The organism is Myxococcus virescens (assembly GCF_900101905.1).
GTDB classification, from domain to species: domain Bacteria; phylum Myxococcota; class Myxococcia; order Myxococcales; family Myxococcaceae; genus Myxococcus; species Myxococcus virescens.
In genome coordinates, this window is sequence record NZ_FNAJ01000003.1 from 113,959 (window position 1) to 139,185 (window position 25,227).

Here is a 25,227-nt window from a genome sequence, read left to right on the forward strand (position 1 = left end):
CGCATCCATCGCGGGCGATGCCATCATCCGGGGAAACCCTGGACGAAAGAGCCCTCGACGATGGCGCAAAAGAAGGCGAAGCGAGCGAACCGAGACCTGGAGAAGACGTACCCGCGCAAGGACTTCGTCGCGAAGCTGCGGCGGCTGGCGGACGCCATCGAGGAGGGCAAGGCCTTCAACATCCAGGTCGCTGGCGAGCGCCTGCGCATCCCCGCCGACGCGCTCTTCAACATCGAGCACGAGCGCGAGGGCGGCGTGGACGAGGTCGAGTTCCAGCTGCGCTGGCAGCGGGAGTGAGCCTCAGTTCCGCGTCGTCTTGAAGCGGCTGGTGACGGCGGTGAGCCCCTCGGCCACCGCCTGCAGGTCCTGGGCGATGCGCGTGGTGCGTCCCGTCGCGTCCACGCCCTGCTTCACCAGCTCCGCGACGTTGCGGGCGCCTTGCACGGCCTGCTCGCTGGACTGGCGCTGCTGACGGGTGGCGATGGTGATCTGCCGCGCCGCCTCGCTGGTGCCGCGCGCCAGCTCGACGATGCGCTGGAACACGGAGGAGGCCTGCTCGGCCACCTCCACGCCCCGGTCGCTGGTGGCCATGCCCACGCGGGCCTTGGCCGCCGCTTCCTCACCGGAGTCCTGCACCTTCTCCACGATGCGGGCGATGTCACGCGCGGACGCGGACACGTTCTCCGCCAGCTTGCGCATCTCCGCGGCCACCAGCGAGAAGCCCCGCCCCACCTCGCCCGCCTTGGTGCCCTCCAGCGCCGCGTTCAGCGCCAGCAAGTCGGAGCGCTCCGCCACCTGGTTGATGACCTGGGCAATCTTCGACACCTGTTGCAGGTCCTGGTTGAGGCCGACAATCGCGTCCGCCACGCCCTTGGACTCGGTGCGGATGTCGTTGATGCCCGCCACCACCTGCGCAACCACCGCCATGGCCTCCGCCACGGCCTCGTGGGTGCGCCGCGCGCTCGACTCCACCACCTCCGTGGAGCTGGAGATCTGCTCGGCCGTGCGGCTCAGCTCCTCGAACGTGGCGGCAATCTGCTGCGCGTACGCCGCCTGCTGGCTGATGACGTGCTCCTGGTCCGCGGACGCCCCCAGCAGGCCCCGCGACGCGCCGGAGAGCTGCTCCGTGCGCGACACCATCTCCATCACCGAGGTGCGCAGCGTGCCCAGCATCTTGTTGAAGGACTGCGCCATGAGGCGCACCTCGCCCGTGGCCGGCACGTCCAGCTCCCCGCGCGACATGTCGCCCCGGGCCACGTCCCGCACCACCTCCGTCACCCGGGCCACCGGTTCGGCGATGGCGCGGCTGATGAACAACGCCAGGGCCAGCCCCAGCACCAGCGCGCCCGCCAGTCCGGCCAGCACCGCGCCCCGCATGTCATCCACCGAGCTGAGCGATTCCTGGACGCCGAAGCCCGCCACGTAGATGCGCTCACCACTGGCGCAGCGGACCGACACCTCGTCGCGTTGGGTGGACGTGGCGCAGCCCTCCAGCCCCTCCACGCCGAGCGAGCGGATGGCCGTGGGAATGGAGCCGCGCTCATGGAGCACGGTGCCCTCCGCCGACACCAGCCCCTGGTAGCGCAGGGTGAAGCCGCTGCGCTCGTTCAGCGCCTCCGGGGCCTCCAGCATCGACAACACGTCCCGCACCCGGGCCGTGGACTCCGGCGTGCTGTCCGCGGACAGGAGCGCGGGGTGCTGCGATATCAGCCGCGCCACCACCCGCACCCGCTTCTGGAGCAACTCCAGCGTGACTTCCCGCTGGTGCATGGGGAAGTACACGACGCAGAAGCTCACCACCGCCAGGCACGGCACGAGCACCGCGATGGCCACCTGCGTCCGCAAGCCGAGCCGGCCCCACATGCTTGCCATCTCCCCGGTGAGAAAGTTCCACGCCGGATGGATGCCGACGGTCCTCGGACGGTAGGCGTCCCTTCGCGGAGCGTCAAACCGGCCGGTCAGACCGGAGCGGTGCGGGCGGGTGATCCACGCCAGGCGCGCCCCGAGGTGCCATGAACACCGCTTTTCGCCGTCATCTCAAGGGGTTGGCGCGCCGCTCCCTGGACTTTCCCTTTGACATTGCGAGCACGGTGTCATTAGGTTCCGCGCGCGATGACTCCGACTCCCCTCACGCCATACCTGCCGCTGGCCGTCGTCCTGCTGCTGGCGGGTGGCATGGCGATGCTCATTCCCCAGATCACCACGCGGCTGGGTCCTCGCCGCCCGAGCGCCATCAAGGCGACCAGCTTCGAGGCCGGCTCCGAGTCGAGCGGCCCGGCGCGGCAGCGCTTCGCGGTGAAGTTCTACGTCGTGGCCCTGCTGTTCATCGTGTTCGACGTGGAAGCGGTGTTCCTGTACCCCTGGGCGGTGAACTTCCAGGCGCTCGGCTGGTTCGGGTACGTGGAGATGCTGGTCTTCGCCGTGACGCTGGTGGTCGGCCTTATCTATATCTGGAAGAAGGGCGCCCTGGACTGGGAGAGCTGAGACATCATGGCTGACGCTGACCTCGCAAACATCGTGACGACCCGCCGTGACGAGTCCATGGGCTGGCTCCAGTCCATCGTCTCCAAGGGCCTGGGTTGGGCGCGCAAGTACTCGCTCTTCACCTATCCGTACGCCACGGCCTGCTGCGGCATGGAGTACATGTCCGTGGCCGCCAGCCGGCACGACATCTCCCGCTTCGGCGCGGAGTTCCCCCGCTTCTCGCCGCGTCAGGCGGACCTGCTGATGGTGGTGGGCACCATCAACCTGAAGCAGGCCCCCATCCTCAAGCGCGTCTACGAGCAGATGGCCGAGCCCAAGTGGGTCGTGGCCTTCGGCGTGTGCGCGTCCTCGGGCGGCTTCTACGACAACTACGCGGTGCTCCAGGGCATCGACCGCATCATCCCGGTGGACGTCTACATCCCCGGCTGCCCGCCGCGCCCCGAGCAGGTGCTCGACGGCCTGATGCTGCTGCAGGACAAGATTGGCAACCAGGTCCACCGCATCGCGGACCGCGAGGAGGCCAACCCCACGGCCGCTCGGCACAACCTGCTGCTGTCCATGAACAAGTAACGCGCCCCACGCGCGGTACCGCCAGGGCCCCGCCCGCTTCCCGCCTCAGTCGGTGGAAGCGCCGGGGCCTTGGTATTTCTGGCGCCACTACCAGCGGTGGTACGCGGGGTGGCCCGGCTTCACGGCGACGAAGGTGCCCCGGCAGGTGGCCGTCACCTTCCCACCCGCGGTGAGCGTGCCTTCGATGACGGCGCGGTCCCCCTGGATTTCCACCGGCTTCGCCTCCAGGCGCAGCGGCCCCGCCATGGGCGTGGGGCGCTTGAGGGTGATGGCGTACTCGGCGGTGACGGTGCACGGCGGCGCGTCCCCGCCCTGCGCGCGCATCAGGTGGTACGCCGCTGTCCAGTTGCAGTGGCAGTCCAGCAGCGTGCCGACGATGCCGCCGCTGAGCACGCCTTCGAAGGCGTGGTGGTGCTCTTGCGGCGTCCACTCCGCGACGACGACATCACCCTCCACGCGGCTGCGGATGCGCAGGCCCTGGGCGTTGGCCGGGCCGCATCCGAAGCAGCTGTTTTGGGGCGCGTAGCGTTCCTGAAGGCTCTGGGTGTCCGGAGTCGTCGACATGGCCGGCCACCTTACGCCAGCCTCCCGCCGCCGTCCGGCCCTGCACGCGGTCGAACCACGCCTCCAGCGCGAGGGCGTCCAGCCCTTCACAGTCGCCCTGGCAGGCGCGCAGTACCGTGCCGTCGGCCTGGGGCCGGTCCACCCACCAGCGCTGGCCGTCGAAGGCGCCCACGTCCTTCTCCTGGAGGATGCGGGCGTGGGCCGCGGGCCCCATCTCCACCACGCCATCCGGACGGATGCGGTACGCGTCGAAGGAGCGAGGCGCCCCCGGCCAGTGCCCCGGGTCGAACACCTCCGGCAGCACATGGGTGAAGCCCGTCTCCGCGTACAGCGACAGCGGGCCCAGGTCCTCGCCGCGCAGCAGCGGCGCCAGCGACACGCCGTCCACATCCGACAGGCTCGGCAGCCCGGACAGCTCCAGCAGCGTGGGCCCCACGTCCACCAACCGCACCAGCGAGTCCACCAGGGCTGGCGCCGTCCCCCGTCCCTTGGGCGGCTTCACCGCCAGGAGGATGCGGTTCTCCTCCTCCGACAGCCGCGCGCCATGCACCGGCGTCGCGCCCGCGAGGTCCGCGCGGTCCGCGTGGAAGCTCTCGCCATGGTCCGACAGCAGGAGGATGAGCGCATCGTCGTAGCGCCCCGAGCGGCGCAGCGCGTCCAGCAGCGTCCCCACCTGCGCGTCCGCCTGCGCAATCAGCTCGTCGTAGAGCGCCTCCGCGCCCGCCCGGTTCCAGCCGCCCTTCGCGCCTGGAGACACCGGGGCAAAGTGCATGCGCAGCCGACGCTCCAGCGGCTCCGAGGCGGGCACGAAGCGGCGATAGAACGGATGCACCGGATCGCCCGGAAAATGCGCCGCCGTCGCGTGGAAGGCGAACAACGTGGGGCCCTGGCTCGCCTCGTCCACCAGCCGCGAGGCCAGCCGCTCCGCGTAGCCCATGGGGTCATGGATGCCGGCCAGCGCGCGGTTGTCGATGAACTCGGGCAACCAGGCGGCACCCAACGCGTGGTCAGCGAACATGCCCAGCGCGCGGTAACGCAGCTTCTCCAGGAGGAAGTTCACCGCCCCGCGCGGCGGTTGCAGGCGCGTCTCGAAGCCGGACGCGGGCCCCTCCGCGTGGAAGCGCGAGCAGTCGGTGGCGAACACCGTGCGCCACCCCGCCTGGGAGAAGGACTCCGCGAAGGTTCGCTGGAGCTGCATCCGCGAGTCGGACGTCAGCGAGTAGCGCACGCCCGTCTCGTGCGGCCACCGCGCGGTGAGCAGCGAACGCCACGCGGGCTCCGTCTGGGCAATGGGCGTGTACGCGCGGGTGAAGAGCGTGGCCTCTTCCAGCAGGCGCTCCACGTGGGGCGCCACCTCGCCCGAGCCTCCCTGCGACTTCAGCCGGTCCGGCCGGAACGCGTCGATGCCGATGACGACCACCAGCGGATGCGCGGGCGCGCCGCGTCCAGCCATCCCCTTCCCCACCACCAGCAGCCCCGCCACGCCTGCCAGCGCCGCGCCTGCCCATCCCGCGCGCCGCCACTGCCGCGTGCGCGCCACCCACACCGCCGCGTGCGCCACCAGCCAGGCCGCCAGCACCGCGCGGGGATGCCAGGGCTCGCCATGGTCCACCAGCCAGGCCAGCAGCGACCGGAGCGCGGGCAGGTCATCGAAGAGGGCCGGACGCGCGATGGCCCGGTCCCACGCCAGCAGCATGAACAACAGCAGCCCCTGCCCCAACGTCGCCCACGCGCCGCCCCGTCCCCAGGCACGCGCCAGCAGTGTCCCCGCCACGGCCAGCACCATGCCGGCCACGGCGTACACGGCAGCGATTCGCAACAGCAGGCCAGGGAGGACAGGCCGCACGGCCGCCATCAACGCCGCGTAGGGGCCATCCACCGGGATGTCCATGCCCACGACACCCGAGCGCAGCAGCAGCCACGACTCGGCGGCGAACAGCAACACACCCAGCACGGCCCCCACGAGCAGGCGCGGCCACCAGGAACGGAGAATGCCGGAAGGGGGGGATTCGGGCATGACCTCCTCTTCTATACCCGATTGAAACAGGCGTGTGCCGCCCGGACGCCTCCTTCGCCGACATGCGCTCCGCGCGAGGGCATTGCAGAATGGACGGCCTTGACTCCGCCTCGACTGGCAGCCAGCGAGGGCCCTGCATCACCTCATGGTGCCCGTCCCGATGACAGCCGGGACCTTCGCCTGGGTGCCGGTGAACCCCACTTTGGTGCTCGGCAAGCGACTGCCCATGGATACCTTTGCACTCAGTGTAGGACAACCCGGGGTCGCGCTCGCGGCCGGCTGATCCACCCCCTGTCCGGGCCGCCGCCCACCCACCCACCCGATTTCGCGCAACGCCCGCTTCTGGGCCTCCTAAGTGGGCTACATGGTTGAGGGTTTACGTTGACGCACCCGCCGAGGGCTCCTTATAAAGCCGCGGATTCTTCTCCCTTAGTCATTGGGGCACCCTTGAGCACTTTCGCGTTGGACAGGGTCTCCGCCCAGCTCCCAGAGGCGGTGGCGGATCGCTACGTGGATCGGACCGGAGGCGCCTGGGCCGTCATCCATGCAGACTCGCTCCCGAAGGTCGCCGCGTTCTTGAAGAACGACCCGGAGCTGGAGTTCAAGCTGTTCGGCTCCATCGACGCCGTGGATCGGCTGCACCTGGCGGAGAACGACCCTCGCTTCGAGGTCGTCTACTTCCTCTACTCCCTCAAGCGGCACGAGCACGTGCGGCTCAAGGTGCGGGTGAGCGAAGCCAACCCGGTGGTGCCCACCCTGGTGCCGCTCTTCCGCGGCGCCAACTGGTGGGAGCGGCTGACCTTCGACTTCTACGGCATCCGCTTCGACGGGCACCCGGACCTGCGCCGCATCCTCCTCTACGACGAGTTCGAGGGGCACCCCCTGCGCAAGGACTACGCGCTGCGTGACCGGCAGCCGCTCATCCCCGAGCGCCCCATCAAGGACATCTTCCGCGGTCCCGGCACCAGCGGGCTCTCCTGAGCGAGGACATCCATGGCTGACACCCTCAAGCCCGAAGCGCCGAACCCCGACACCGACGCGTACGCCCACGAGTCGGAGCTGGACGCCCACCTCCAGACCAAGCGGATGGTCATCAACATGGGCCCCTCCCACCCGGCCACGCACGGCACCGTGCGGCTGAAGGTGGAGCTCGAGGGTGAGACGATCGTCAAGATCGACCCTGAGATCGGCTTCCTGCACCGCGGCTTCCAGAAGAGCTGCGAGAACGTCACGTGGACGCAGTGCCTGCCCTACACGGACCGGCTCAACTACCTGTCCGCGATGATGAACAACTTCGGGTTCCTCAACGCCGTGGAGAAGCTCATCGGCCTGGAGATTCCCGAGCGCGCCCAGTACATCCGCGTCATCGGCTCCGAGCTCCACCGCCTGACGGACCACCTGACGTGCGTGGGCGCCACCGGCCTGGAGATGGGCGGCTTCGCGCCGTTCCTCCTCGCCATGGAGTTCCGCGAGCTGCTCCATGACCGCACCGCCGAGCTGACGGGCGCGCGCCTCACCACCAGCTTCGGCCGCGTGGGTGGCAGCAACCGCGACCTGCCCGAGGGCTGGATTCCCCGCGTCCACAAGACGCTGGACCAGGGCCTGGCGCTGCTCGACGAGATGGAAGGCCTGCTGACGAACAACCGCATCTTCGTGGACCGCACGAAGGGCACGGGTGTCATCAGCGCCGAGGACGCCATCGAGTTCGGCTACACCGGCCCCGCCCTGCGCGCGTGCGGCGTGGACTACGACATCCGCAAGACGAAGCCCTACTGGGTTTACGACCGGTTCGACTTCGACATCCCGGTGGGCGAGCACGGCGACAACTACGACCGCTACCTGGTCCGGCTCGAGGAGATGCGTCAGTCCATCCGCATCCTGCGCCAGGCCATGGACACCATCCCCGCGGGCCCCATCATCGTGGATGACTGGCGCATCGCGCTGCCGCCCAAGCCCGAGGTCTACGGCACCATCGAAGGCGTGATGTCGCACTTCAAGCTGGTGATGGAGGGCATCCAGGTGCCCGCCGGCGAGGTGTACGACGCCACCGAGGCCTCCAACGGCGAGCTGGGCTGGTACCTGGTGAGCGACGGCCGCGGCCGTCCCTACAAGGTCCACGTTCGCGCCCCGGGCTTCCCGGTGCTCGCGGCCGTCCCCCACATCATCGAAGGCAAGATGCTGGCGGACCTCATCCCTACGTTTGACACCATCAACATGATCGGCGGCGAGGTCGAGCAGTGAGCGACAACGACACGAAGAAGCCCACCGGTGATGCGCAGCCGCCTCCGAAGGGGGCGCCCACGGACACGCCCGCGGCCAAGATTGGCTCGGAGCCGTCCAACCCGCCCGCCGGCGCGAAGCTGGACAACCCGCCCGCCGCCGCCAGCGGCCCCACGGGGACGCCACCGCCCAAGCCGCCCGCCGGCCCGCCGCCCAAGCCGGCGCCGAAGAACCCGGGGTTCATCACCGCCACCATCGACGGCAAGGAAGTCGTGGTGAAGCCGGGGACGAACATGATCGAGGCGGCCAAGGCGGTCGGCTCGGACATCCCCTACTACTGCTACCACCCGCGCCTCTCCATCGCGGCCAACTGCCGCATCTGCCTCATCGAGGCGTCCAACGCGCCCAAGATGGTGCCCGCGTGCCAGACGCCCATGGCCGAAGGCCAGGTCGTCAAGACGACCACGCCCAAGGTGAAGGAGCAGCAGCGCGCGGTGATGGAGTTCCTGCTGCTGAACCACCCGGTCGACTGCTCCATCTGCGACCAGGCCGGTGAGTGCAAGCTGCAGGACTACTACATGAAGTACGACTACCGGCCCTCGCGCCTGGAGGGCTCCAAGGCCCTCAAGAACAAGCGCAAGGTGCTGGGGCCCCGTGTCGTCATTGACCAGGAGCGCTGCATCATGTGCACCCGCTGCGTGCGCGTGATGAACGAGGTGGCCAAGGAGCCGCAGCTGGGCGTGTTCGGCCGCGGCAGCCACGAGCGCATCGACGTGTTCCCGGGCAGCGAGCTGAACAGCAACTACTCGCTCAACACCGTGGACGTGTGCCCGGTGGGCGCGCTGCTCAGCCGCGACTTCCGCTTCAAGGCGCGCGCGTGGTTCCTGTCCGCCACCCCGTCGGTGTGCACCGGCTGCTCGCGCGGCTGCACCACCTACGTGGACTGGATGTCGCAGGACTCGTACCGCTACCGCCCGCGGGAGAACGAGGCCATCAACAAGAGCTGGATGTGCGACGAGGGCCGGCTCACCTACAAGTACCTGAACCTGGGCCGCGTGCTCCAGGCGCAGGTGGGCCGCCGCGCCAACCGCGCCGGTGAGGCGGTGCCCGTCACCACGCGCAAGGAAGCGGTCCAGGCCGCGGCCAAGGCGCTGCGCTCGGTGCAGGGCAGCAAGCAGCTGGCGGTGCTGGCCTCGCCCCTGGCCTCCAACGAGGACCTGCTGGCCGGGCTGAACTTCGCCAAGAGCACGCTGGGCGTGTCCACCGTGTACGTGGGCGGCCGTCCTTCGGGCCCCGCCGACCACTTCCTGATGACGGCGGACAAGAACCCCAACCGCAAGGGCCTGGAGCTCATCGCGAAGGGGCTGGGCCTCAAGCTGGAGAACTTCGACGCGCTCACCACCGCGCTGAAGGCGGGAACGGTGAAGGCGCTCTACGCCATCGGCACCGAGGTGCCGGGCAACGTGGACGCCTTCGCGGAGGCCGCGGGTCAGCTGGACGTGTTCGTGGCGCAGGCCTTCACCGAGTCCGCCATCACCGCGCAGGCCACGGTGCTGCTGCCGGCCTCCGTCCCCGTCGAGGACGAGGGCTCGTTCGTGCAGCAGGACGGCATCATCCAGCGCTTCCGCAAGGCGTACCCGCCCAAGGGCGACGTCGTCCCGGGCTGGGAGTGGGTCAGGGAGCTGACGCGCGAGCTGGGTGGCGAGTCCACCTGGAAGCGCGCGGTCGACGTGTGGCGCGAGCTGGCTGGCAAGGTGGCCGAGTTCGCGGAGTTCAACTGGGAGAAGGCGTCTCCGGCGGACCGGGAGAAGCCGGGCATCAATCCGCTGCCGGCAGGTGCCGACGGTCGCCCCGCGGGGTACCGTGAGTTCGGCACGCCTCGGGTGAGGGGTATCTAGTCATGAGCCGCGTACTGACGATTCTCGTCGCCATGTTCACCATCGTCTTCCTGATGGCGGGTGGCATGGCGACGGCCTACCTCGTGGGTGGCCTGGTGGAGGAGCACTGGTTCACGGGCGCGAGCCGGCTGACCAACGTGCTGTTCCTCGTCCTCATCTTCGTGATGGTCATCGCCACGCTGCTGACCATGGCGGAGCGCAAGTGGAGCGCGTTCATCCAGGACCGCATGGGTCCCAACCGCGCCCGCATCGCCCTGCCCGGCCTGAAGAACCGCTCGCTGGGCGGCCTTCCGCACATCCTCACGGACGTGCTGAAGATGCTGACCAAGGAAGACCTGATTCCGGCCGCCGCGAACCGGTTCATGTTCAACCTGGGCCCCATCCTGGCCTTCGCGCCCACCTTCGCCCTGTTCGCCGTGGTGCCCGCCGGTCCGTCCGTGCAGGTGTTCGGCCACAACGTGGACATGGTGGTGGCCACGCCGGACTTCGGCGCCCTCTACGTGCTCGCCATCGCCTCGCTGGCTGTCTACGGCACCGCGCTGGCCGGCTGGGCCTCCAACAACAAGTTCGGACTGCTGGGCGGCGTGCGCGCCACCTCGCAGATGATCGCCTACGAGGTCGCGCTCGGCCTGTCCCTGGTCGGCATCTTCCTCACGTTCTCCTCGGTGCAGTTCCCGGCCATCATCGGTGACATCGGCAACGCGCTCACCGGCGGCACCGGCCAGGGCCGCTACCTGTGGCGCACGGACGGCGCCTTCGACCTGGGGCTGCCCGCGTGGGGCATCTTCATCCAGCCGCTGGGCTTCCTGCTCTTCTTCGCCGCGTCCTTCGCGGAGACCAAGCGCGCCCCGTTCGACCTGCCGGAAGGCGAGTCGGAGATCATCGGCTACTTCGTTGAGTACTCCGGCATGAAGTTCGGCCTCTTCATGATCTCCGAGTTCGTGGAGGTCGTGGTCCTGGCCGGCGTGACGACGGCGTTCTTCTTCGGCGGCTACCACCTGCCCTTCGGCAACGAGTGGCTGGCCAACCTGCCCATCATGCAGGAGCACGGCTGGCTGCTGGGCACCATCCTGGGCACGGTGTTCTGGCTGAAGGTGCTGTTCCTCATCTGGGTGCAGCTGCTCATCCGCTGGACGTTCCCCCGCTTCCGCTACGACCAGATTCAGTCGCTGGGCTGGAAGATCCTCCTCCCCCTCGGCCTGGTGAACGTGTTCGTGACCGGTGCGCTGGTCCTCTGGGATCCGTCCCTGCGGGCGCTGGCGGTCCTCGGCCTCGCGGAGATTGGTATCCTGGTGGTGTTGACCACGACGACGAAGGTCCCCGCGGGCGGTGCGCACGGGGCGCACGCCGGCCATGGTCACGACCACGGACATGGCCACGCCCACGGTGGGCACGCGGCCCATGACCTGCCGGCGCACGCCCACGGCGTGGCCCCGGCCTCCACCCACTAGGCCGCCCCTTTCGGCCCCAGCATCCGGGAATCGAGAACCATCATGGCCTACAAGGTAAGCAAGGACCCTCGCACGGATATCCGCGAGCGGACCTATGTGCCCAACCTGCTCCGCGGCCTGGGCATCACCGCGAAGCACTTCTTCCGCAACCTCTTCGGGACGCGTGACACCAACACGCAGGTGGTGGACCGCACCGGCGCCAGCCTGATGACGACGGTGGCGTACCCCGAGGAGAAGCCCATCTACCCCGAGGGCTACCGCGGCCTGCACCGGCTGGTTCCGCGCGAGGACGGCAAGCCGCGCTGCGTGGCTTGCTACATGTGCGCCACCATCTGCCCGGCGCAGTGCATCTACATCGAGGCGGGTGAGTACGAGGACGAAGCCTCGGACTCCGAGGACCGCGTCATCGAGAAGTACCCCACCCAGTTCGTCATCGACGAGCTGCGGTGCATCGTGTGCGGCCTCTGCGTGGATGCGTGCCCCAAGGACGCCATCCGCATGGACACCTACATGCACACCCCGCCCGAGTACACGCGGCAGAACTTCGTCTACGACATCCCGAAGCTGCTCAAGGGCGCGCCGGTGTCCCACCCGTCGGACCCGTGGAACAAGCGCGAGGGCTCCGAGGAGCCGCACCACGTCCACAAGGAAGCGCACACTCGCATCGGTGAGGGCCTGGTGGAGCTGAAGCTGCCGCACGGAGAGCACGGCGGCCACGGCAAGGCGCTGCCCGCGGGGGCCCAGGCGGGCCACCAGGCCGTCGTCACGCAGCAGGGCCCCATCCAGGTGACGAAGTTCATCAAGTGAATCCAGATTCCCAGTGAGGCCGTAGCGGCCTCACCAGGACTCCCGGCCCGCCCTCCCGCGTTGAAGCGGAAGGCGGGCCGGCGCTTTTTCAGGGGGCTGGTGGTGAAGCTGAACCTCTTCAATACGCTTGATGGCGGCCTCCCGGAGACGCCGCCGTGAAGCGCTACCGCTTGTCGGTGTGCAAGGGCTCCAGCTGCAAGGCGGGCGGCGCGGACGCCGTCTACGCCGAGGCCCGGGACGCCCTCTCCGGCCAGGGGCTGGTGCCGCGCTGTGAGCTGTACCGCGGCGGCTGCTACGGCTTCTGCCACATGGGGCCCAACGTCGTCGTCCGTGAGGACACCGGCCGCAAGAGAGACCCGCTCTCTCCCGAGGACTACCAGCTCATGGGCTGGCCGGGAGAGGTGTACTACTCGGCGATGACGGCGGAGAAGATGCGCCGCGTGGTGACGGAGCACATCGCGAAGGACGCCCCGGTGAAGGAGCTCTTCGGCCAGCCGGACTCGGACGACGGCGAGGCATGACTCACGCCGCAGCGGCGGTGGGCTCGCCCTCCTCCATGCCGTGCACGCCGTCCCAGTCCGTGGGCGGCGGCGTGACGAGGAAGCGGGCGCAGCGGCCGACGTAGAGCGCGGCGACGGTGTCCTGGTACGCGTGTGAAGCGCGCTCGAAGAGGGCATGCGCCTCCGCGAAGCGGCGCTGGTGGTAGGCGGTGAGGGCCTGCTCGTGGAGCGCGAGCTGCTCCTGCATGCGGGGCGTGATTTCTCCGCGGCGCGCCACCAGCTCATGCACGCGCACCGGCTGCGGCCGGCCCTTGAAACGCACCAGGTCCACCACGCGGAAGACGTAGCTGCCGCTGGCGAGCTGCGCGGTGGTGTCCCCGGCCAGCACGTAGGTGCCGTACACCTTGTTGATGGCCTCCAGCCGCGAGGCCAGCCCCACCGCGTCTCCGAGCACGGTGTAGTTGGACTTCATCTCGCTGCCCAGGTCGCCCACCACCAACTCCCCGGTGTCCACGGCCGCGCGGAAGCTGAGGCGGTGGCCGTACTTCTTCTCCCAGGCGGACTGGCGCTCGGTCAGCACCTCCCGCATCTTCAGCGCCGCCTCGCAGGCCAGGTGTGCGTGGCGGTCCGTGCGCACCGGCGCGCCCCAGAAGGCCAGCACCGAGTCGCCGATGTACTTGTCCACCTGCCCCGCCGTGGACCGCACCACCGCGGAAATCTCGGTGAGGTACGCGTTGAAGAGGCCCACCAGTTGCTCGGGCGGCATGCTCTCCGACAGCCGCGTGAAGCCTTCGATGTCACAGACGTACACGGACATCTTCCGGCGCTCGGGGCGCATCAGGCTCAAGTCCCGCGCAACGAGGCGGGCCACGTCCGGGCTGACGTAGCGGCCGAGCGCGTTGTGCACGAAGTCGCGAATCTGCCGCTCCGTCCCGTAGGCGTAGCGGATGGTGGCGACGAAGGCGCCCACCATGGCCAGCAGCGGCCCGGCCATGGCCACCCACAGCCGCTGTTCGACGAAGACGTACGCGGCACCGAAGGCGTAGCCCGCGGCCGCCGCCACCAGGAAGCCCACGTAGAGCACGGCGCCGCGCACCGAGCGCAGCAGGAAGCTGAGCGACAGCGCCAGGAAGGCGCCGAGGAAGGCCAGCCCCACCGTGAGGAGCAGATCCAAATCTGGCGCCGCGCGGGTGATGCCCTCCGAACGGAGGATGTTGGCCAGCGCCTGCCCCAGAATCGCGCCCCCCGGCGTCTCCGGCCCCAGGGGCGTGGAACGCAGGTGCGCGGACTCGCCGGCGGTCCGCGTGAGGACGACGGTGCGGCCTTCCAGGTCATTCTCGAAGCGCGCGGGGCGCTCGTCCGCCACGTCGAAGACGTTGAGGAGCACGTTCCACGCGCGGATGGAGCGCGCCAGCGAGCCGCGTGAGCCCCGGCCCGCGTTGGGCGCATCCCAGCGCAGCAGGCTCAGGCCCGAGTCGCTCATCGGGAACGCGTACTGGTCCCCCACGTGCAGCTTGCCGTCCGCGTAACGGAGCGAGCGCGTACCGGCGAGCCGCATGGCCGCGGCCAGGGGCAGCGACGGCAGGATGTGGCGCTTGCCGCGCACGGTGTAGCTCATGAGGTGCGCCACGGCGCGCACGCGCCCGTCCCGGCCCGCCACGAGCGTGGACGCACCGAAGCCCGCGCTTCCGCTCAACAGCGGCACCACGGGGTGCTGAACCTGGCGCAGCTCGATGAGCTTCGCCGCGTCCAGTCCCTCCACCTGGACCTCCGCCAGCGCGATGAAGAGCTCCGTGGGGCCCACGCGGTAGCTGTCGTCCGCGGCGCGGCGCTCCTCGATGACATGCGCGGTGGCGCCCAGGCGTGAGCCCAGCGCCCTGCCGTCCGCTTCGTCCGTGGCGCCGCCCCAGACCTCCACCTGGCTGCCCGCGGGGATGATGAAGGCCGGGCGCTGCGCCGCGAGCACGGCCTGCGCGCGCAGGGAGGCCGCCTCGGATGCGTCATAGACGCCCAGCTTCACGCGGTACGGCCACAGGCGGTTGGCGGGGGGCAGCACCCGGGGACCCTGCGCTTCCCAGGTGAACGACAGCAGCGCCCGGCCCGGGTCCTTCGCCAGCTGCGCGGCGAAGGCCGCGTCGTCGCAGGAGAGCGACGAGGCCGACGCGGACGAGGCTTCGGCGCAGGCGTTGGGGCTCAGGTCCGTGAAGGGCAGGTCCACGAGCACCAGCAGCGCCCCCTCCTGGACCAGCCGGTGCACCATGCGGCCCACGAGGTGGCGCGGCCAGGGCTGCGTGGCGACGCCAGGGCGCACATCCTGGCGGGCCTCTGCCAGCGTCTCGTCGTCGATGGCGATGACGACGGCCTCGTCGGGACGCTCGGAGCGCTCGCCCAGCTCCCGCACGCGCCAGTCGTAGGTGACACGCTCCCAGCCTTCCAGCCAGGCCTGCGCGGCATCCACCGCCGCGGAGGGGACCCAGGCCGACGGCGGGTCCTTGGGCGGCACGAGGCCCGTGGGGCGCAGGTACACGAGCAGCCCCAGCACGCCTCCAAAGAGGAGGGCCATCAACAGGGAGACGCCAAGCCGCTTCAGGAAGCGCCGGCCTGCGGAGTGAACGCGGTGACCTTGCACGGGTGGTCCGGAGGATACCCCGAGATGGGCCCGCGCGCGGTCGTCGTTGCGGGGGTGCCTGCTATGCTCGTGCTCCCATGAAACGCACCCTGGTGTCCGCGGCGCTCGCCGCCTCCTCCCTCGCCTTCCTGGCTTGCGACCTGGAGCAGCTCACCGCCGACCACGTCATGGTCGGCACGCTGCTCTCCACCCCGGAGGTGGAAGTCTCCGCTTCCGCGATGGCCGGCTATGACGCGGGCACCTTCAGCCCGGACGGTGGCGACGTGCTCGCCCTGCCCGCGCAGACGGCCGCCATCGTCTTCTTTGGCAGCAAGACGGGTGAGAACTCGCAGCCCTCCGGCCTGGCGGGGGCCGAAATCACCGTGCAGCCGGTCGGTGGCGAGGCCACGGCGCTCGCGGACGAGGGCTCCGGCAACTACCGCCGCACCAGCGTGGGCGCCTCCGACTTCACCTACCAGCCTGGCGCCACCTACCAGTTCATCGCGAACCGGGGTGGCACGCGCTACGTGGGCCAGGTGGACGACGCGCCGATGAAGGAGACCATCGCCGCGCTGCACCCGCCCGAAGGCTTCCTGCGCATCGACGCGAGCACGCCCCTGTCCTTCGACCGGCCGGCGCCCCCGGCGAATACGGACCGCACGCTCGGCTTCGTCACCGTGGTGCCCCTGAGCGCCGAGGGCGCGCAGGGCGAGCCGACGTACACCAACCTGCCCTCCACGCCGGTCCAGTTCCTCCAACTGGTGGGCCTGCCGGGCCCGTACCGCGAGGCCCGCGTGACGATTCCGGGCACCGCCTTCCCCGAGCGCGAGCAGACCTACCTGGTCATCTTCCACGCCGTGCGAATGGGCGGCGCCGAATCCGGCAACCTGTTCCTCGGCAGCGCGCTGCTGGCGGGCACCGCCGAGGTGGGCGTGGTGCGCACGCGCTAGGACGGCCCCACCGGCGCGAGGCGCGTCAGCCCACTTCGATGTCCAGCCCGATGCGCCCTTCCAGCTTGAGGCGCAGCAGGTGCCCCGCGAAGCGCTCGGACTCCTCGCGGGAGAGGACGTTGCGGAAGGCCGTCCCGTCCGCGACCTCCACCTCCAGCACCACGCCCCGTTGAAGCAGCCGGAAGAAGTCCTCGCCTCCCGAAGGGCGCGGAACGAACACGGGGAGGAAGCCCTTTAGCGGCACCACCTCCCCTGCCCCCCGCACGCGCGACTCCAACCCCACCGCGTCCGGACGCACTTCGTCCGCGGCCACGCCCGCGTCGGCATAGAGCGGCGCGGGCGGCAGCGACACATCCTCGGTCGCGTCATCCAGCAGGAAGCCGTACCGGGACGGAATCCTGGCCGCGAACAGGAAGCACAGCAGCACGGGCGTGTCTCCGGACACGCGCTCCAGATGGAGAATCGCGCGCTCCGTTCCCACGCGGCGCAGCAGCAACGTCAGGGATGGGCGGCTCGCGCTCAGGTAGCGCTGGACGCGGTCCTTGAGCGTGGCCCGAATCTCCGCGAAGGCCTCGGCATGCTTCGCCTCGCTCTCCGCCTCGCGCCGGGCAAGCGCGTCGCGGGCCTGCGTCAGCTTGTCCTCCGCGTCCCGCAGGAAGTCCCCTGAAGCGGCGGGCGGAGTCACCAGCGCGGGCTCGGCGCCCGACGGAGGTGTCAGCCCCGCGGCGCGCACCGCGCCCAGCAGGAACGAGCCCTGCTGCTCCAGCCGCTCGCGCTCCTCACGGAAGCGCAGGCGCGATGCGGCGTGCTCCACCTGGAGCTCCAGCCACGCCTCATACCCGGACTCCAGCGTCTCCAGCGCGCGCAGCCGCGCCAGCGCCGCGTCCGGGCTCACGCCCTCGCTGGCCCCGGCGTGCTTCACCATCCCACCCTGCGTCGTCTCGCTCACGGCCGTGGACTCTAACCGGCTCCAAACGGGAAGGCCCCCACCCGCGGCCGTTGCCGGCGCGAATGGAGGCCCCTGGCCCCGTCCGGGGCCGTGTGCGGCGGATGCCGCGAATCAGGCGGTGCGAGACACGGTGCCCTGCGGGCCCGTCTGCGCCGCGCCCTCGGAGGAGCGGCCGACCGCGTTGGACAGGTACTCCTGGCCGCTGTGCAGGCGCTGACGGAGGTCATCCCGCAGCTGGTTGCCCGGCTTGGGCGCCAGCAGCAGGCCCAGGCCCGCGCCCACGAGGATGCCCGCGGCGAAGGCGCCCACGACGGGCAGGAGCGTGTCCACCGTGTCCCGACGCGTCTCCAGGCCCACCAGGTGCAGCAGGTCGTCCTTGTCCAGCTTCTTGAGGTTGTTGAAGTTCACCATTTGAGACTCCGGGGGTTGTGGGGTGGAGGAAAGCCCGGCCTCAGTACGTCGGCGGGCGAGGAGTGCCTGCGGAAGTGGCGTTCGCCGAGGCGGAGCCCTGCGGGCCCGGACCAGCCATACCACGTCCAGTTTGATAGCCCTGGAAGGCCGCTTCCGCCATGCCCAACAGCTCATCCTTGACCAGTGGCAGCGCCGCGAGGCGCACGCCGAGCCGGAGGATGCGCGCCGTCAGCGGCGTGAAGAGCCCGCCGCCCAGCAGATAGCCGACGCCCACGGCGGCCGCCATCATCCCGTACGGGTTGCGCTCCACGCGCCCCCGCAGGTCCAGCGTCTGCCCCAAGTCCGTCACCGCGCCGCGCGCGTCGGACCAGAGCTGCTGCGCGTCGCTGCCAATGTGGTCCACTCGCTGCCCGAAGCCGCCGCCCTGCGGGTCCTGAGGCATGCCATTGCCCGATGCACCTGGAAACGTCGTCATGCGTTCACCCTCTCGTGTGGTTCCAGCGCGCGTCTTCAGCGGCGCGAGGCAATGCGTCCGACGAGGAAACCCACGGCCACGGCGCCCAGCAGGCACGTGCCCGGATTGGCGCGGATGAAGCTCACCACGCGGTTGTTCAGGTCCACGATGTTCTGACGGGCCTCATCAATCTGCGGCACCACGCGGTCCTGAAGCTCACGCGCCTTGTCGGCCATCTGCTGCGGATTCATCTCCATCGAAGCCATCTCCTCAATTGGGGGTACTACGGCAGTCGTCAGTCGCGCGAGCCCAACCAAAAGCCCACCACGAACGCCGCGCCTACACACGCGTAGGGATTGCGGCTCACCCACTGGCGCCAATCGGCGGCCACGGCCACTTCCTCGCGAAGGGCACTCACGGACGTGGCCAGCTCGGCGCGCGTGCGCTCGATTTCGGCACGCAGGTCCGCGCTGCTGCGGGGGCTGTAGGCCTTGGGCTGTCCATTGCTACCGGCCATGCGGGGGCTCCTTGAAGAGTTCACGGTTCGTCCCCTGGAGCGCATTCACGGATGCGCTGGGGGCGGCGTTGGTGAGCGCGGCCACGCTGAGCGAGAGCTCCTGCGACGTATCATCCATCATCCGGCGCGCCTTCAGGCGGTTCACCGCCCACATCGCGCCGCCCGCGCCGCCCACCAGGTTCAGCAGGCCGATTCCAGCCAGCGCTCCGGACCATCCCAACCACGTGGACAGCCACGCCGCCAGCGCCGCGCACACGAAGCCATAACCCACGAGGATGAAGGGCACGAAGGCCACGATCATCGCCACGTCCAGGCCCGTGGCCTTGACGTCCTCGGCCAGCTCCATGCGCGCCAGCTGCAGGTGCTGCGTCACCAGCCGGCTGAAGCCGTCGGCCATGCGCCCGACGAGCGCGGAAATCCCGCGCTCTGCCTGTTCACTTCCCACGTGCATGCGCTCTCCGGCCGACGCATACGGCCTCTCAGGTGCGGGCCAACCTAGGCATGCACCTGTTCCGCGACAACCACGTCACGGAGTTTTTGTCCGGCGCACGCAAGCGTCGGCCAGTGAACGCGCGCGTCGGCCCATCCGCCCAGTCTACCCGATGAGCTGCACAGGAGGAGAGACGGAAGGCTCCACGGCGATGGGGGCCTCGAAGCGCAGCACGAGGGGCAGGTGATCAGACGCCACCCGGCTCAACTCCGTCCGGTGAGGATGGATGGACAGCGGGCGCACGCCCGCGTCCACGAAGATGCGGTCCAGCCGCAGCAGGGGCAGGCGCGTGGGATACGTGCGAGCGGGCGCGCCGAGCTCCAGCGCCGCGTCGTGGATGGCCTGGCGCACCAGCGAGGGCACCGGGCCGTTCCCCCAGTAGTTGAAATCTCCACACACCACCAACGGGGCCTTTCGCGCGGCATCGCGGAGGATGTCCGAGGACAACAACAGCGCCTCCTGCCTGCGCCGCTCCCCCAGGCGCAGGCCCAGGTGGAGGGAGAAGACGTGGAGCTGCAACCCTCCCCCGATGTCCAGGTCGCAGCGCAGCGCGCCGCGAGGCTCGCGGCGGCCCACGCTCAAGTCGTAGTTCTTCGACTTGACGATGGGCAGCCGCGACAGGATGGCGTTGCCGTAGCGCCGGCCGTTGCGCACGACATTGGGGCCAAAGGCCATGTGCAGCCCGAGCATGTCCGCCAGGTGTTCGGGCTGGTCCTCCCGAGGCGTCACCGCGCGAAAGTCGCCGACCTCCTGGAGAGCGACGATGTCCGCGTCCACTTCGCGGAGCACCGCGCCCACGCGGCCCAGGTCGAAGCGGCCGTCCGTTCCGATACCACTATGGATGTTGTACGAAACGAGCCTCAGCTCCACGCGCGTCGCTCACCCAATCAGGACAGAGGAAGGATGCGGCCCGCGGCCATGCGGACGACCGTGACGGGCAGCAGGATGAGCCGGGACACGGCCTTGACGGCGTCGCCCAGGCCCCCCCGCAGGGCCTGGAGCTGGTGCTCCGCCTCGTCGCGAATCTCCGGCAGCCGCCCGCGCGGCGGCTGCTCGCGCGTGGGGGGCAGCGCGCCAATCGGCGCCGTTCCTCCCACGACAGGCGCGGAGGCCGTGCGCGCCTTGCCCTTCGACGTGCCACGTGCCGCCTTGAATTCCGGGCCGTGGGAGAACTTGGCGTCGGGCTCGGGCCGCGCCAGCTCCTCCAACTGCGCCTCCATCTGATGCGCGATGTAGAGTTCTTCCGTCTCCGCGAAGCGCTTGCCGTAGTGAACGCCCTCGTGGCTCTCCATGGCCTCGGGATGCGCCTTGGAGTGGGCCAGCCGCGCCTTGTCCTGCCGACGCAGGCTTCGCTTCGGCGCCGGCAGCGTCTTCGGAACCTGGTAGTGGTCAAAGCTATAGGGACGAGGCATCCGCGAATCTCCCAATCAACGAGTCCGTTCAGAAGCTAGGAAGCCCCCAGTCCCCCGGGTACGCCTTGACGGAATGCGCCCTGGTGGCCCGCCTGCCCTGCGGCCAGGCAGGCGGCAGGCGGACGAGATGCGTCGTCCAAGTACCGACAACCTCTAACGTCGGCTCCGCGCAGAGGAGGCGTGCGGCCATCATCCCACCCAGGCGACGGGCCGAGCGCTTTCGAGGGACGGAGCAGGCGTCCGGCGGCGCGACACCACACTCCGGGAAGAGTTGCGCGCGACGTGGTGTAAAAACGGCCCATGCCTTCGCACGCACCCGGCCGGAAGTATTCCAAGTCCCCTTTCCTGCTCCTCGCCCTGCTCGCACTTGGAGCGAAGGCCGGTGCGGCCGAAACCGCCTCGGTCCCCGTGCGCACGTCCAGCGAGGACGCTTCCCTGAAGGCCCCTCCGCAGCTGACGCTCCAGCCCGGCACAGCCAAGCCGGGAGACCCGGTGCTGGTGACGGTGAGCGGCATGACGGCGCCTCCCACCGGCACGCTCGCTGGACGCGCGCTGCGCTTCTTCCCCTGGGGTGAAGGCTATCTGGCCGTCGCCGGCCTGCCGGTGGAGATGGCGCCCGGCGCGGCGAAGGTGACGGCCATGGGCCCCGTCACGCCGGGAGCGCCGCAAGTGGAGCTGACGGGCACGCTGGACGTCGTGGAGTCCGGCTACCCGTCTCGGGAGCTGCGCGTGGCCGGCAAGTACGTGAAGCCGCCCGCGTCGGTGCGCAAGCGCATGGCCGCGGACCGCCGCGCCTTCGCTGAAGCCTTCGCCCAGGACTTCAGCGCGCCGCACTTCGCGCAGAACTTCGCGTGGCCGAGGGCGGACCGCATCACCGCGCCCTTCGGCGACCGCCGCACCTTCAACGGAAAGCTGTCCAGTCAGCACTTCGGCGTGGACATCGACGGGGACCCGGGCACGCCCGTGCAGGCCGCCAACGACGGCACGGTGGTGATGGCGCGCGACAACTACGCGGCGGGCAACACCGTGCTGGTGCACCACGGCGCGGGGCTCTACACGGCGTACTTCCACCTGTCCCGCATCGACGTGAAGCCGGGCACCCAGGTGAAGCAAGGCCAGCTGTTGGGCAAGGTGGGCAGCACCGGCCGCGTCACCGGCCCGCACCTGCACTGGGGCGTGAAGGTGGACGGGCTGTGGGTGGACGGAGAGCGCCTGCTGAAGCTGGACTTCTTCCCGCACCTGCCGCCCAGCGTCGCCCGGGGCGGCAACGCCGAGCTGGGCACGCCGTAACCGGCGTCAGCGATCGTTCCACTTCGGGGGACGCTTCTCCAGGAACGCGGAGATGCCTTCCCCCGCGTCGTCCGCCAGCACGTTCAGCGACAGCTGCGAGGCCAGGTACTCCAGCGCGGCGGGCAGCGGCAGGTCCTCGGCGGTGAAGAAGGCACGGCGCCCCAACGCCAGCACCGCCTGGCTCTTCCCCGCCAGCTTTCCGGCGAGCGCGCCCACCGCGGCGTCCAGCTCCGCGGCCGGCACCACGCGGTTGAGCAGCCCCAACGTCAGCGCCTCGCGCGCGGGCAGCCGGTCTCCGGTGAGCACCAGCTCCAGCGCGCGCTTGCGGCCCAGGTGACGCTGGAGCAGCGCCATCATCATCATCGGGAAGAGGCCCACGTCGATTTCGGGCGTGCCCAGGTCCGCGCCCTCCACGGCGACGGCCAGGTCACACGCGAGCACCAGCCCCAGGCCACCCGCCAGCGCGTGTCCGTTGACGCGCGCCACGGTGGGCTTGCGCAGCTCCTGGAAGCGCGTCAGCAGTCGCCCATAGGAACGGCGGCCCTCGTGCGTGGACAGGAAGCCCTCGTCACCGGCCAGGGTTCCCAGGTCCCCGCCCGCGCAGAAGACCTTCTCACCGGCGCCCGTCAGCACCACCACGCGCACCGAGGTGTCGGATTCGGCCCGCTCCAGCGCGGCCATCAGCTCGCGCACCACCCCCGGGGACAAGGCGTTGCGGGCCTTGGGCCGGTCAATGGTCAGGAGCGCTTGGGCGCCTTGGACTTCGTAGCGGACTTCTCCGGCTTCCATTCGGACACCTCCGCTGCCTGGGCACCCGTGAGGACGCCGTAAAGGAAGGAGTCGGCAATCTGCGACTTCGCCCGCTCCAGCGCGTCGGGGTCGCGCGCGTCGGCCAGCCCCACGACGAAGGCAGTGAGCGCCATTTCGATGTTGCCGAAGAGGAGCGCGGAGGCCAGGTGCGGGTCCAGCCCCGGCCGCAGCTCGCCCCGCTCCTCCGCGGCGTTGAAGAGCGCCGAGCTGAGCCGGATGGCATCCACGAACGCCGTCTGCCGGTTGATGCGCGAGCCCGCCGGGCTGCGCGCAATCTCCAGGATGAGCACCTTCACCGCGCGCGGGTCCACCCGGTAGGCCTCGAAGGCCACCTCGACGATGCCGCGGACCTTCTCCGCCAGCGGGCCTTCGCCCTCCACCACCGCGCGCACGCGCGTGACGAAGCCGCTCCAGCCGGTGTCGAACACCGTCTCGAGCAGCTCATCCTTGTTCTTGAAGTAGTGGTAGACGAGCCCGTACGCGACGCCGGCCTCCTTCGCCACGTCCGCGATGCGGCAGCCGTGGTAGCCCTTGCGCGCGAACACGTCGATGGCCGCGCGGAGGATGGTGCGGCGGCGCTCGCTTTCGCGCGTGCCACTCTCCGCCGCCGGCTTGCTCTGCTGACCCACGGTTGTCCTCCACCGGCGGGTGATTCGCCAGTCAACCAGCGGAGAACCTACGGAGGGCGGGCCCTGGGGTCAATGCCTTCGTGGGCCCGCCCGGCGAAACGACGGAGACTACTCCACGGTGCCCCGGACGATGGGTCCCTGGACGATGGCCTCGTGGCCCTCGAGCTGTGCCGCCGTGTACTTGCAGATGGGCGTCACCCTCCAATCAACCGGGGGGTTGAAGGGCGGCGGCGGCGGGCCCTCGGCGGGCGGCTCGTGCGCATCGCTGACCAGGTACGTCTCGAAGTTGAAGGACGGATAGGTCAGCGCGATGCCCGTGTTGGCCGGGGACACCGTGACGGGGCCGGACGCGCCGCCACTGCAACCGTCATTGCCGCTGTTCTGGGCCATGCGGTTGTACCAGGGGTCGGAGACGATGAACGAAATCGAGATGCCACCGAAGTGGCTGATGAGCGGCGGCGGCGCGTTGGGCAGCGGGTCGAGCTGCCGCTGCGTCTGGTCCTTGTCCAGCGCGTGGGGCATGCCCGTCCAGAGGATGCGCTCCTGCACCCAGATGAGCGTGCTGGCGTCGTGCTGGCCATTCTTGCCCGTCCAGCGACCGTCGCCGTTGGTGTCCACGTAGCGCTCGCCCGGGTCCCACGTGCCGTTGTCGTTGTTGTCGACGAAGGGCTCGGTCAGGTCCTCGAACGGCTCGCCCGTGTCCCAGACGCCGTTGTTGTTGAGGTCGTCGAAGGCCTCCTCACCGCTGGTGATGGCGATCAGCGAGACCAGGTTGTCACGCGGGTTGAGGACGATGCCGGGGCGGATGGGGTCCGGACGGCGCGGCTCCGGACGGTCCTGCTGGGGCTGCGCGGCGTTGCCGTAGGCGGCAATGGGGTTCTCGTCCCAGAGGAAGGGGTGCATCCACAGCGGCGCCAGGTACTCGCCCGTGTGGGTCGCGTCCTTCTGCGGGTTCCAGGTGAAGATGCCCGGCTCCACGTCCTGCGGCAGCGGCAGGGACGTCTTGTAGAGGACCTCCGCGTTGCCCACCACGTCGGTGACGGACACGGCGCTGGGACCGATGGTGCCCGCCTCCGTGAGGAAGGACACCTGGGCGCCCACCACGCCGTCACCGTTGCGATCGCCCACGTGGGCGATGCACCGGACCTTCACGCCCGCGATGAGGGCGCGCGTCTCGTCCCAGGCGCCAACGGCGTGGTGCAGACCGGAGCCGTCACCCGAGAACGAGCCACACTGGAAGGTGAACTGACGCGAGTTCGAGTTGGTACCCGCGAAGCTGACCACCGGCGACACCGCCCGCTTCATCTCGGCACCTGTGCCGGCGGTGGCGATGACCACGGCGGAGGCCACCCGGCCACCGCGCGCCGTCATCTGCACGGACACGATGCCGTCACCCGTGTTGGTGACACCCTCGGTGGGCGACAGCTCGACGCCCGGAACGGGGGACTCCAGCGTGAAGGACACCGGCGTACCCGCCTGCGGCTGGCCTCGGGAGTCCACCGCGCGGAAGCGCAGCGTGGTGATTTCTCCCAGTCGCGGCTGAGCCGGTGACTGGTCCACGAATTCAAGTGTGGCGGGGGCCGACGGCGAGCATGCGACAAACAGCAGGCTCGCGAAGGCCACCCACGGGGCCAGACCCGGACGCATCAGTGGAAACTCCTTGAAGGCGATGAAGGAAGCGGGCTGTACGCGAGCAGCGCACAGCGCATCTTCCGCATCTTCCCGGGCCACCTACCGTCCAGTCAAGGACAGGACAGGTGGACCGGCGCCCTCTTGCGTCCAGGGCCTGGAATCCCAGGGGGCGACGTCAGGCGGCGGTGCCGCTGAACATCACCCGGGCCACGCCCAGCAGACGGTCCACGTCCCGGGCGGTGAGGCCACGGGCGCGGGCGAAGTCAGACAGGGGCCGCAGGAGGTCCTCCGTCTGAGCAAGGGTCTGCTCCGTTCCCGTGAAGAGCTCGCCCAGGCTCACGCCCAGGGCGTTGGCCAGGGCCGCCAGCGTCTCCACATGGGGGACACGCTCGCCACGCTCGATCATGGAAAGGAACGACACGCTGATCTGCGCCCGCTCAGCGAGCTCTTCCTGCGTCCAGCGCTCCGGCCGCTGTGTCCGAAGCTCGCGGATGCGCTGCCCAATTCGTTTTCCGAGGTCCGACACGAAGTACTTCTCCTGGCTGTTTCGGGGTTGGAGGAACC

The 25,227-nt window shown here is 69.9% G+C and carries 27 protein-coding genes; 11 read left to right on the forward strand and 16 right to left on the reverse strand.

The features are described 5' to 3' along the window. Nucleotides 1–60 precede the first annotated feature (60 nt). Entirely contained in the window at nt 61–297 is a 237-nt protein-coding gene (locus BLU09_RS10770) for an amphi-Trp domain-containing protein (protein WP_090488968.1), read from the forward strand. A 3-nt stretch (nt 298–300) separates the two neighbouring features. Here BLU09_RS10770 and BLU09_RS10775 read toward each other — a convergent pair whose 3' ends face one another. Beyond that, complete coding sequence (locus BLU09_RS10775; RefSeq protein ID WP_186817811.1) at nt 301–1,863, reverse strand: methyl-accepting chemotaxis protein; 1,563 nt, start codon at nt 1,861–1,863, stop codon at nt 301–303. Nucleotides 1,864–2,112: 249 nt separating this feature from the next. Here BLU09_RS10775 and BLU09_RS10780 point away from each other — a divergent pair, with 249 nt between their 5' ends. Both BLU09_RS10780 and BLU09_RS10785 read left to right on the forward strand, forming a co-directional pair. After that, nucleotides 2,113–2,484 carry an NADH-quinone oxidoreductase subunit A gene (locus BLU09_RS10780; RefSeq protein WP_011552801.1) on the forward strand — a complete coding sequence of 124 codons (372 nt, stop codon included), beginning with the start codon at nt 2,113–2,115 and terminating at the stop codon, nt 2,482–2,484. A gap of 6 nt (nt 2,485–2,490) precedes the next feature. Next, a complete protein-coding gene (locus BLU09_RS10785) occupies nt 2,491–3,054 on the forward strand; it encodes an NADH-quinone oxidoreductase subunit B (protein WP_013939311.1) in 564 nt (187 codons plus the stop codon). An 87-nt stretch (nt 3,055–3,141) separates the two neighbouring features. Here BLU09_RS10785 and BLU09_RS10790 read toward each other — a convergent pair whose 3' ends face one another. Next, complete coding sequence (locus tag BLU09_RS10790; protein ID WP_090488981.1) at nt 3,142–3,510, reverse strand: PaaI family thioesterase; 369 nt, start codon at nt 3,508–3,510, stop codon at nt 3,142–3,144. Beyond that, nucleotides 3,500–5,635 (reverse strand): sulfatase-like hydrolase/transferase, encoded by a 2,136-nt coding sequence (locus BLU09_RS10795; RefSeq protein WP_090488983.1) that lies wholly within the window; start codon nt 5,633–5,635, stop codon nt 3,500–3,502. Before BLU09_RS10795 ends, BLU09_RS10790 begins: the two co-directional genes overlap by 11 nt. Before the next feature lie 462 nt (nt 5,636–6,097). On the opposite strand from BLU09_RS10795, the gene BLU09_RS10800 reads away from it, so the two are divergent. The 6 genes from BLU09_RS10800 (at nt 6,098) to BLU09_RS10825 (ending at nt 12,532) form a co-directional block, all read left to right on the forward strand. Then, the gene (locus BLU09_RS10800) at nt 6,098–6,616 is read left to right on the forward strand and encodes an NADH-quinone oxidoreductase subunit C (RefSeq protein WP_020478794.1); all 519 of its coding nucleotides are present in this window, start codon (nt 6,098–6,100) and stop codon (nt 6,614–6,616) included. 12 nt (nt 6,617–6,628) lie between these two features. After that, entirely contained in the window at nt 6,629–7,876 is a 1,248-nt protein-coding gene (nuoD, locus tag BLU09_RS10805) for an NADH dehydrogenase (quinone) subunit D (RefSeq protein ID WP_090488985.1), read from the forward strand. Then, nucleotides 7,873–9,753 carry an NADH-quinone oxidoreductase subunit G gene (locus tag BLU09_RS10810; protein ID WP_090488987.1) on the forward strand — a complete coding sequence of 627 codons (1,881 nt, stop codon included), beginning with the start codon at nt 7,873–7,875 and terminating at the stop codon, nt 9,751–9,753. The genes nuoD and BLU09_RS10810 overlap by 4 nt, the downstream gene beginning before the upstream one ends. Nucleotides 9,754–9,755: 2 nt before the next feature. Next, the gene (locus BLU09_RS10815) at nt 9,756–11,204 is read left to right on the forward strand and encodes a complex I subunit 1/NuoH family protein (protein WP_090488989.1); all 1,449 of its coding nucleotides are present in this window, start codon (nt 9,756–9,758) and stop codon (nt 11,202–11,204) included. A gap of 42 nt (nt 11,205–11,246) precedes the next feature. Then, nucleotides 11,247–12,011: a NuoI/complex I 23 kDa subunit family protein gene (locus tag BLU09_RS10820; protein ID WP_090488990.1), complete on the forward strand. Its 765-nt coding sequence runs from the start codon at nt 11,247–11,249 to the stop codon at nt 12,009–12,011. 155 nt (nt 12,012–12,166) lie between these two features. Then, the gene (locus BLU09_RS10825) at nt 12,167–12,532 is read left to right on the forward strand and encodes a (2Fe-2S) ferredoxin domain-containing protein (protein ID WP_090488992.1); all 366 of its coding nucleotides are present in this window, start codon (nt 12,167–12,169) and stop codon (nt 12,530–12,532) included. Nucleotide 12,533: 1 nt separating this feature from the next. Here BLU09_RS10825 and BLU09_RS10830 read toward each other — a convergent pair whose 3' ends face one another. Then, nucleotides 12,534–15,074, reverse strand: a complete 2,541-nt coding sequence (locus BLU09_RS10830; RefSeq protein ID WP_090488994.1) for an adenylate/guanylate cyclase domain-containing protein — start codon at nt 15,072–15,074, stop codon at nt 12,534–12,536. 143 nt (nt 15,075–15,217) lie between these two features. Here BLU09_RS10830 and BLU09_RS10835 point away from each other — a divergent pair, with 143 nt between their 5' ends. Then, complete coding sequence (locus BLU09_RS10835) at nt 15,218–16,069, forward strand: hypothetical protein (RefSeq protein WP_244171618.1); 852 nt, start codon at nt 15,218–15,220, stop codon at nt 16,067–16,069. A gap of 25 nt (nt 16,070–16,094) precedes the next feature. Here the strand turns inward: BLU09_RS10835 and BLU09_RS10840 are convergent, their stop codons facing one another. The 8 genes from BLU09_RS10840 to BLU09_RS10875 form a co-directional block, all read right to left on the reverse strand. Beyond that, nucleotides 16,095–17,018, reverse strand: a complete 924-nt coding sequence (locus tag BLU09_RS10840; protein ID WP_090488998.1) for a hypothetical protein — start codon at nt 17,016–17,018, stop codon at nt 16,095–16,097. A 111-nt stretch (nt 17,019–17,129) separates the two neighbouring features. Further along, nucleotides 17,130–17,429, reverse strand: a complete 300-nt coding sequence (locus BLU09_RS10845; protein WP_090489000.1) for a YtxH domain-containing protein — start codon at nt 17,427–17,429, stop codon at nt 17,130–17,132. Between the two features lie 40 nt (nt 17,430–17,469). Then, the gene (locus tag BLU09_RS10850; protein ID WP_090489002.1) at nt 17,470–17,904 is read right to left on the reverse strand and encodes a hypothetical protein; all 435 of its coding nucleotides are present in this window, start codon (nt 17,902–17,904) and stop codon (nt 17,470–17,472) included. 35 nt (nt 17,905–17,939) lie between these two features. Then, entirely contained in the window at nt 17,940–18,140 is a 201-nt protein-coding gene (locus BLU09_RS10855; protein WP_090489004.1) for a hypothetical protein, read from the reverse strand. A 38-nt stretch (nt 18,141–18,178) separates the two neighbouring features. Then, nucleotides 18,179–18,400, reverse strand: a complete 222-nt coding sequence (locus BLU09_RS10860) for a DUF3618 domain-containing protein (RefSeq protein ID WP_090489005.1) — start codon at nt 18,398–18,400, stop codon at nt 18,179–18,181. After that, complete coding sequence (locus BLU09_RS10865; protein ID WP_090489007.1) at nt 18,390–18,851, reverse strand: phage holin family protein; 462 nt, start codon at nt 18,849–18,851, stop codon at nt 18,390–18,392. Before BLU09_RS10865 ends, BLU09_RS10860 begins: the two co-directional genes overlap by 11 nt. A 144-nt stretch (nt 18,852–18,995) precedes the next feature. Next, a complete protein-coding gene (locus tag BLU09_RS10870; RefSeq protein WP_090489009.1) occupies nt 18,996–19,760 on the reverse strand; it encodes an endonuclease/exonuclease/phosphatase family protein in 765 nt (254 codons plus the stop codon). Nucleotides 19,761–19,777: 17 nt separating this feature from the next. Continuing rightward, entirely contained in the window at nt 19,778–20,302 is a 525-nt protein-coding gene (locus BLU09_RS10875) for a hypothetical protein (protein ID WP_186817812.1), read from the reverse strand. Between the two features lie 300 nt (nt 20,303–20,602). On the opposite strand from BLU09_RS10875, the gene BLU09_RS10880 reads away from it, so the two are divergent. Further along, nucleotides 20,603–21,592, forward strand: coding sequence for a M23 family metallopeptidase (locus BLU09_RS10880; RefSeq protein ID WP_090489013.1), 990 nt, complete (start codon nt 20,603–20,605; stop codon nt 21,590–21,592). Nucleotides 21,593–21,598: 6 nt separating this feature from the next. On the opposite strand, the gene BLU09_RS10885 is transcribed toward BLU09_RS10880, so the two are convergent. The 4 genes from BLU09_RS10885 to BLU09_RS10900 form a co-directional block, all read right to left on the reverse strand. After that, nucleotides 21,599–22,381, reverse strand: a complete 783-nt coding sequence (locus tag BLU09_RS10885) for an enoyl-CoA hydratase/isomerase family protein (protein WP_090489014.1) — start codon at nt 22,379–22,381, stop codon at nt 21,599–21,601. Further along, nucleotides 22,330–23,031, reverse strand: coding sequence for a TetR/AcrR family transcriptional regulator (locus BLU09_RS10890; RefSeq protein WP_090489016.1), 702 nt, complete (start codon nt 23,029–23,031; stop codon nt 22,330–22,332). The genes BLU09_RS10885 and BLU09_RS10890 overlap by 52 nt, the downstream gene beginning before the upstream one ends. A 108-nt stretch (nt 23,032–23,139) precedes the next feature. Further along, nucleotides 23,140–24,678, reverse strand: a complete 1,539-nt coding sequence (locus BLU09_RS10895; protein WP_090489914.1) for an Ig-like domain-containing protein — start codon at nt 24,676–24,678, stop codon at nt 23,140–23,142. A gap of 160 nt (nt 24,679–24,838) precedes the next feature. Continuing rightward, nucleotides 24,839–25,189, reverse strand: coding sequence for a helix-turn-helix domain-containing protein (locus BLU09_RS10900; RefSeq protein WP_002634858.1), 351 nt, complete (start codon nt 25,187–25,189; stop codon nt 24,839–24,841). Between the last annotated feature and the right edge of the window lie 38 nt (nt 25,190–25,227).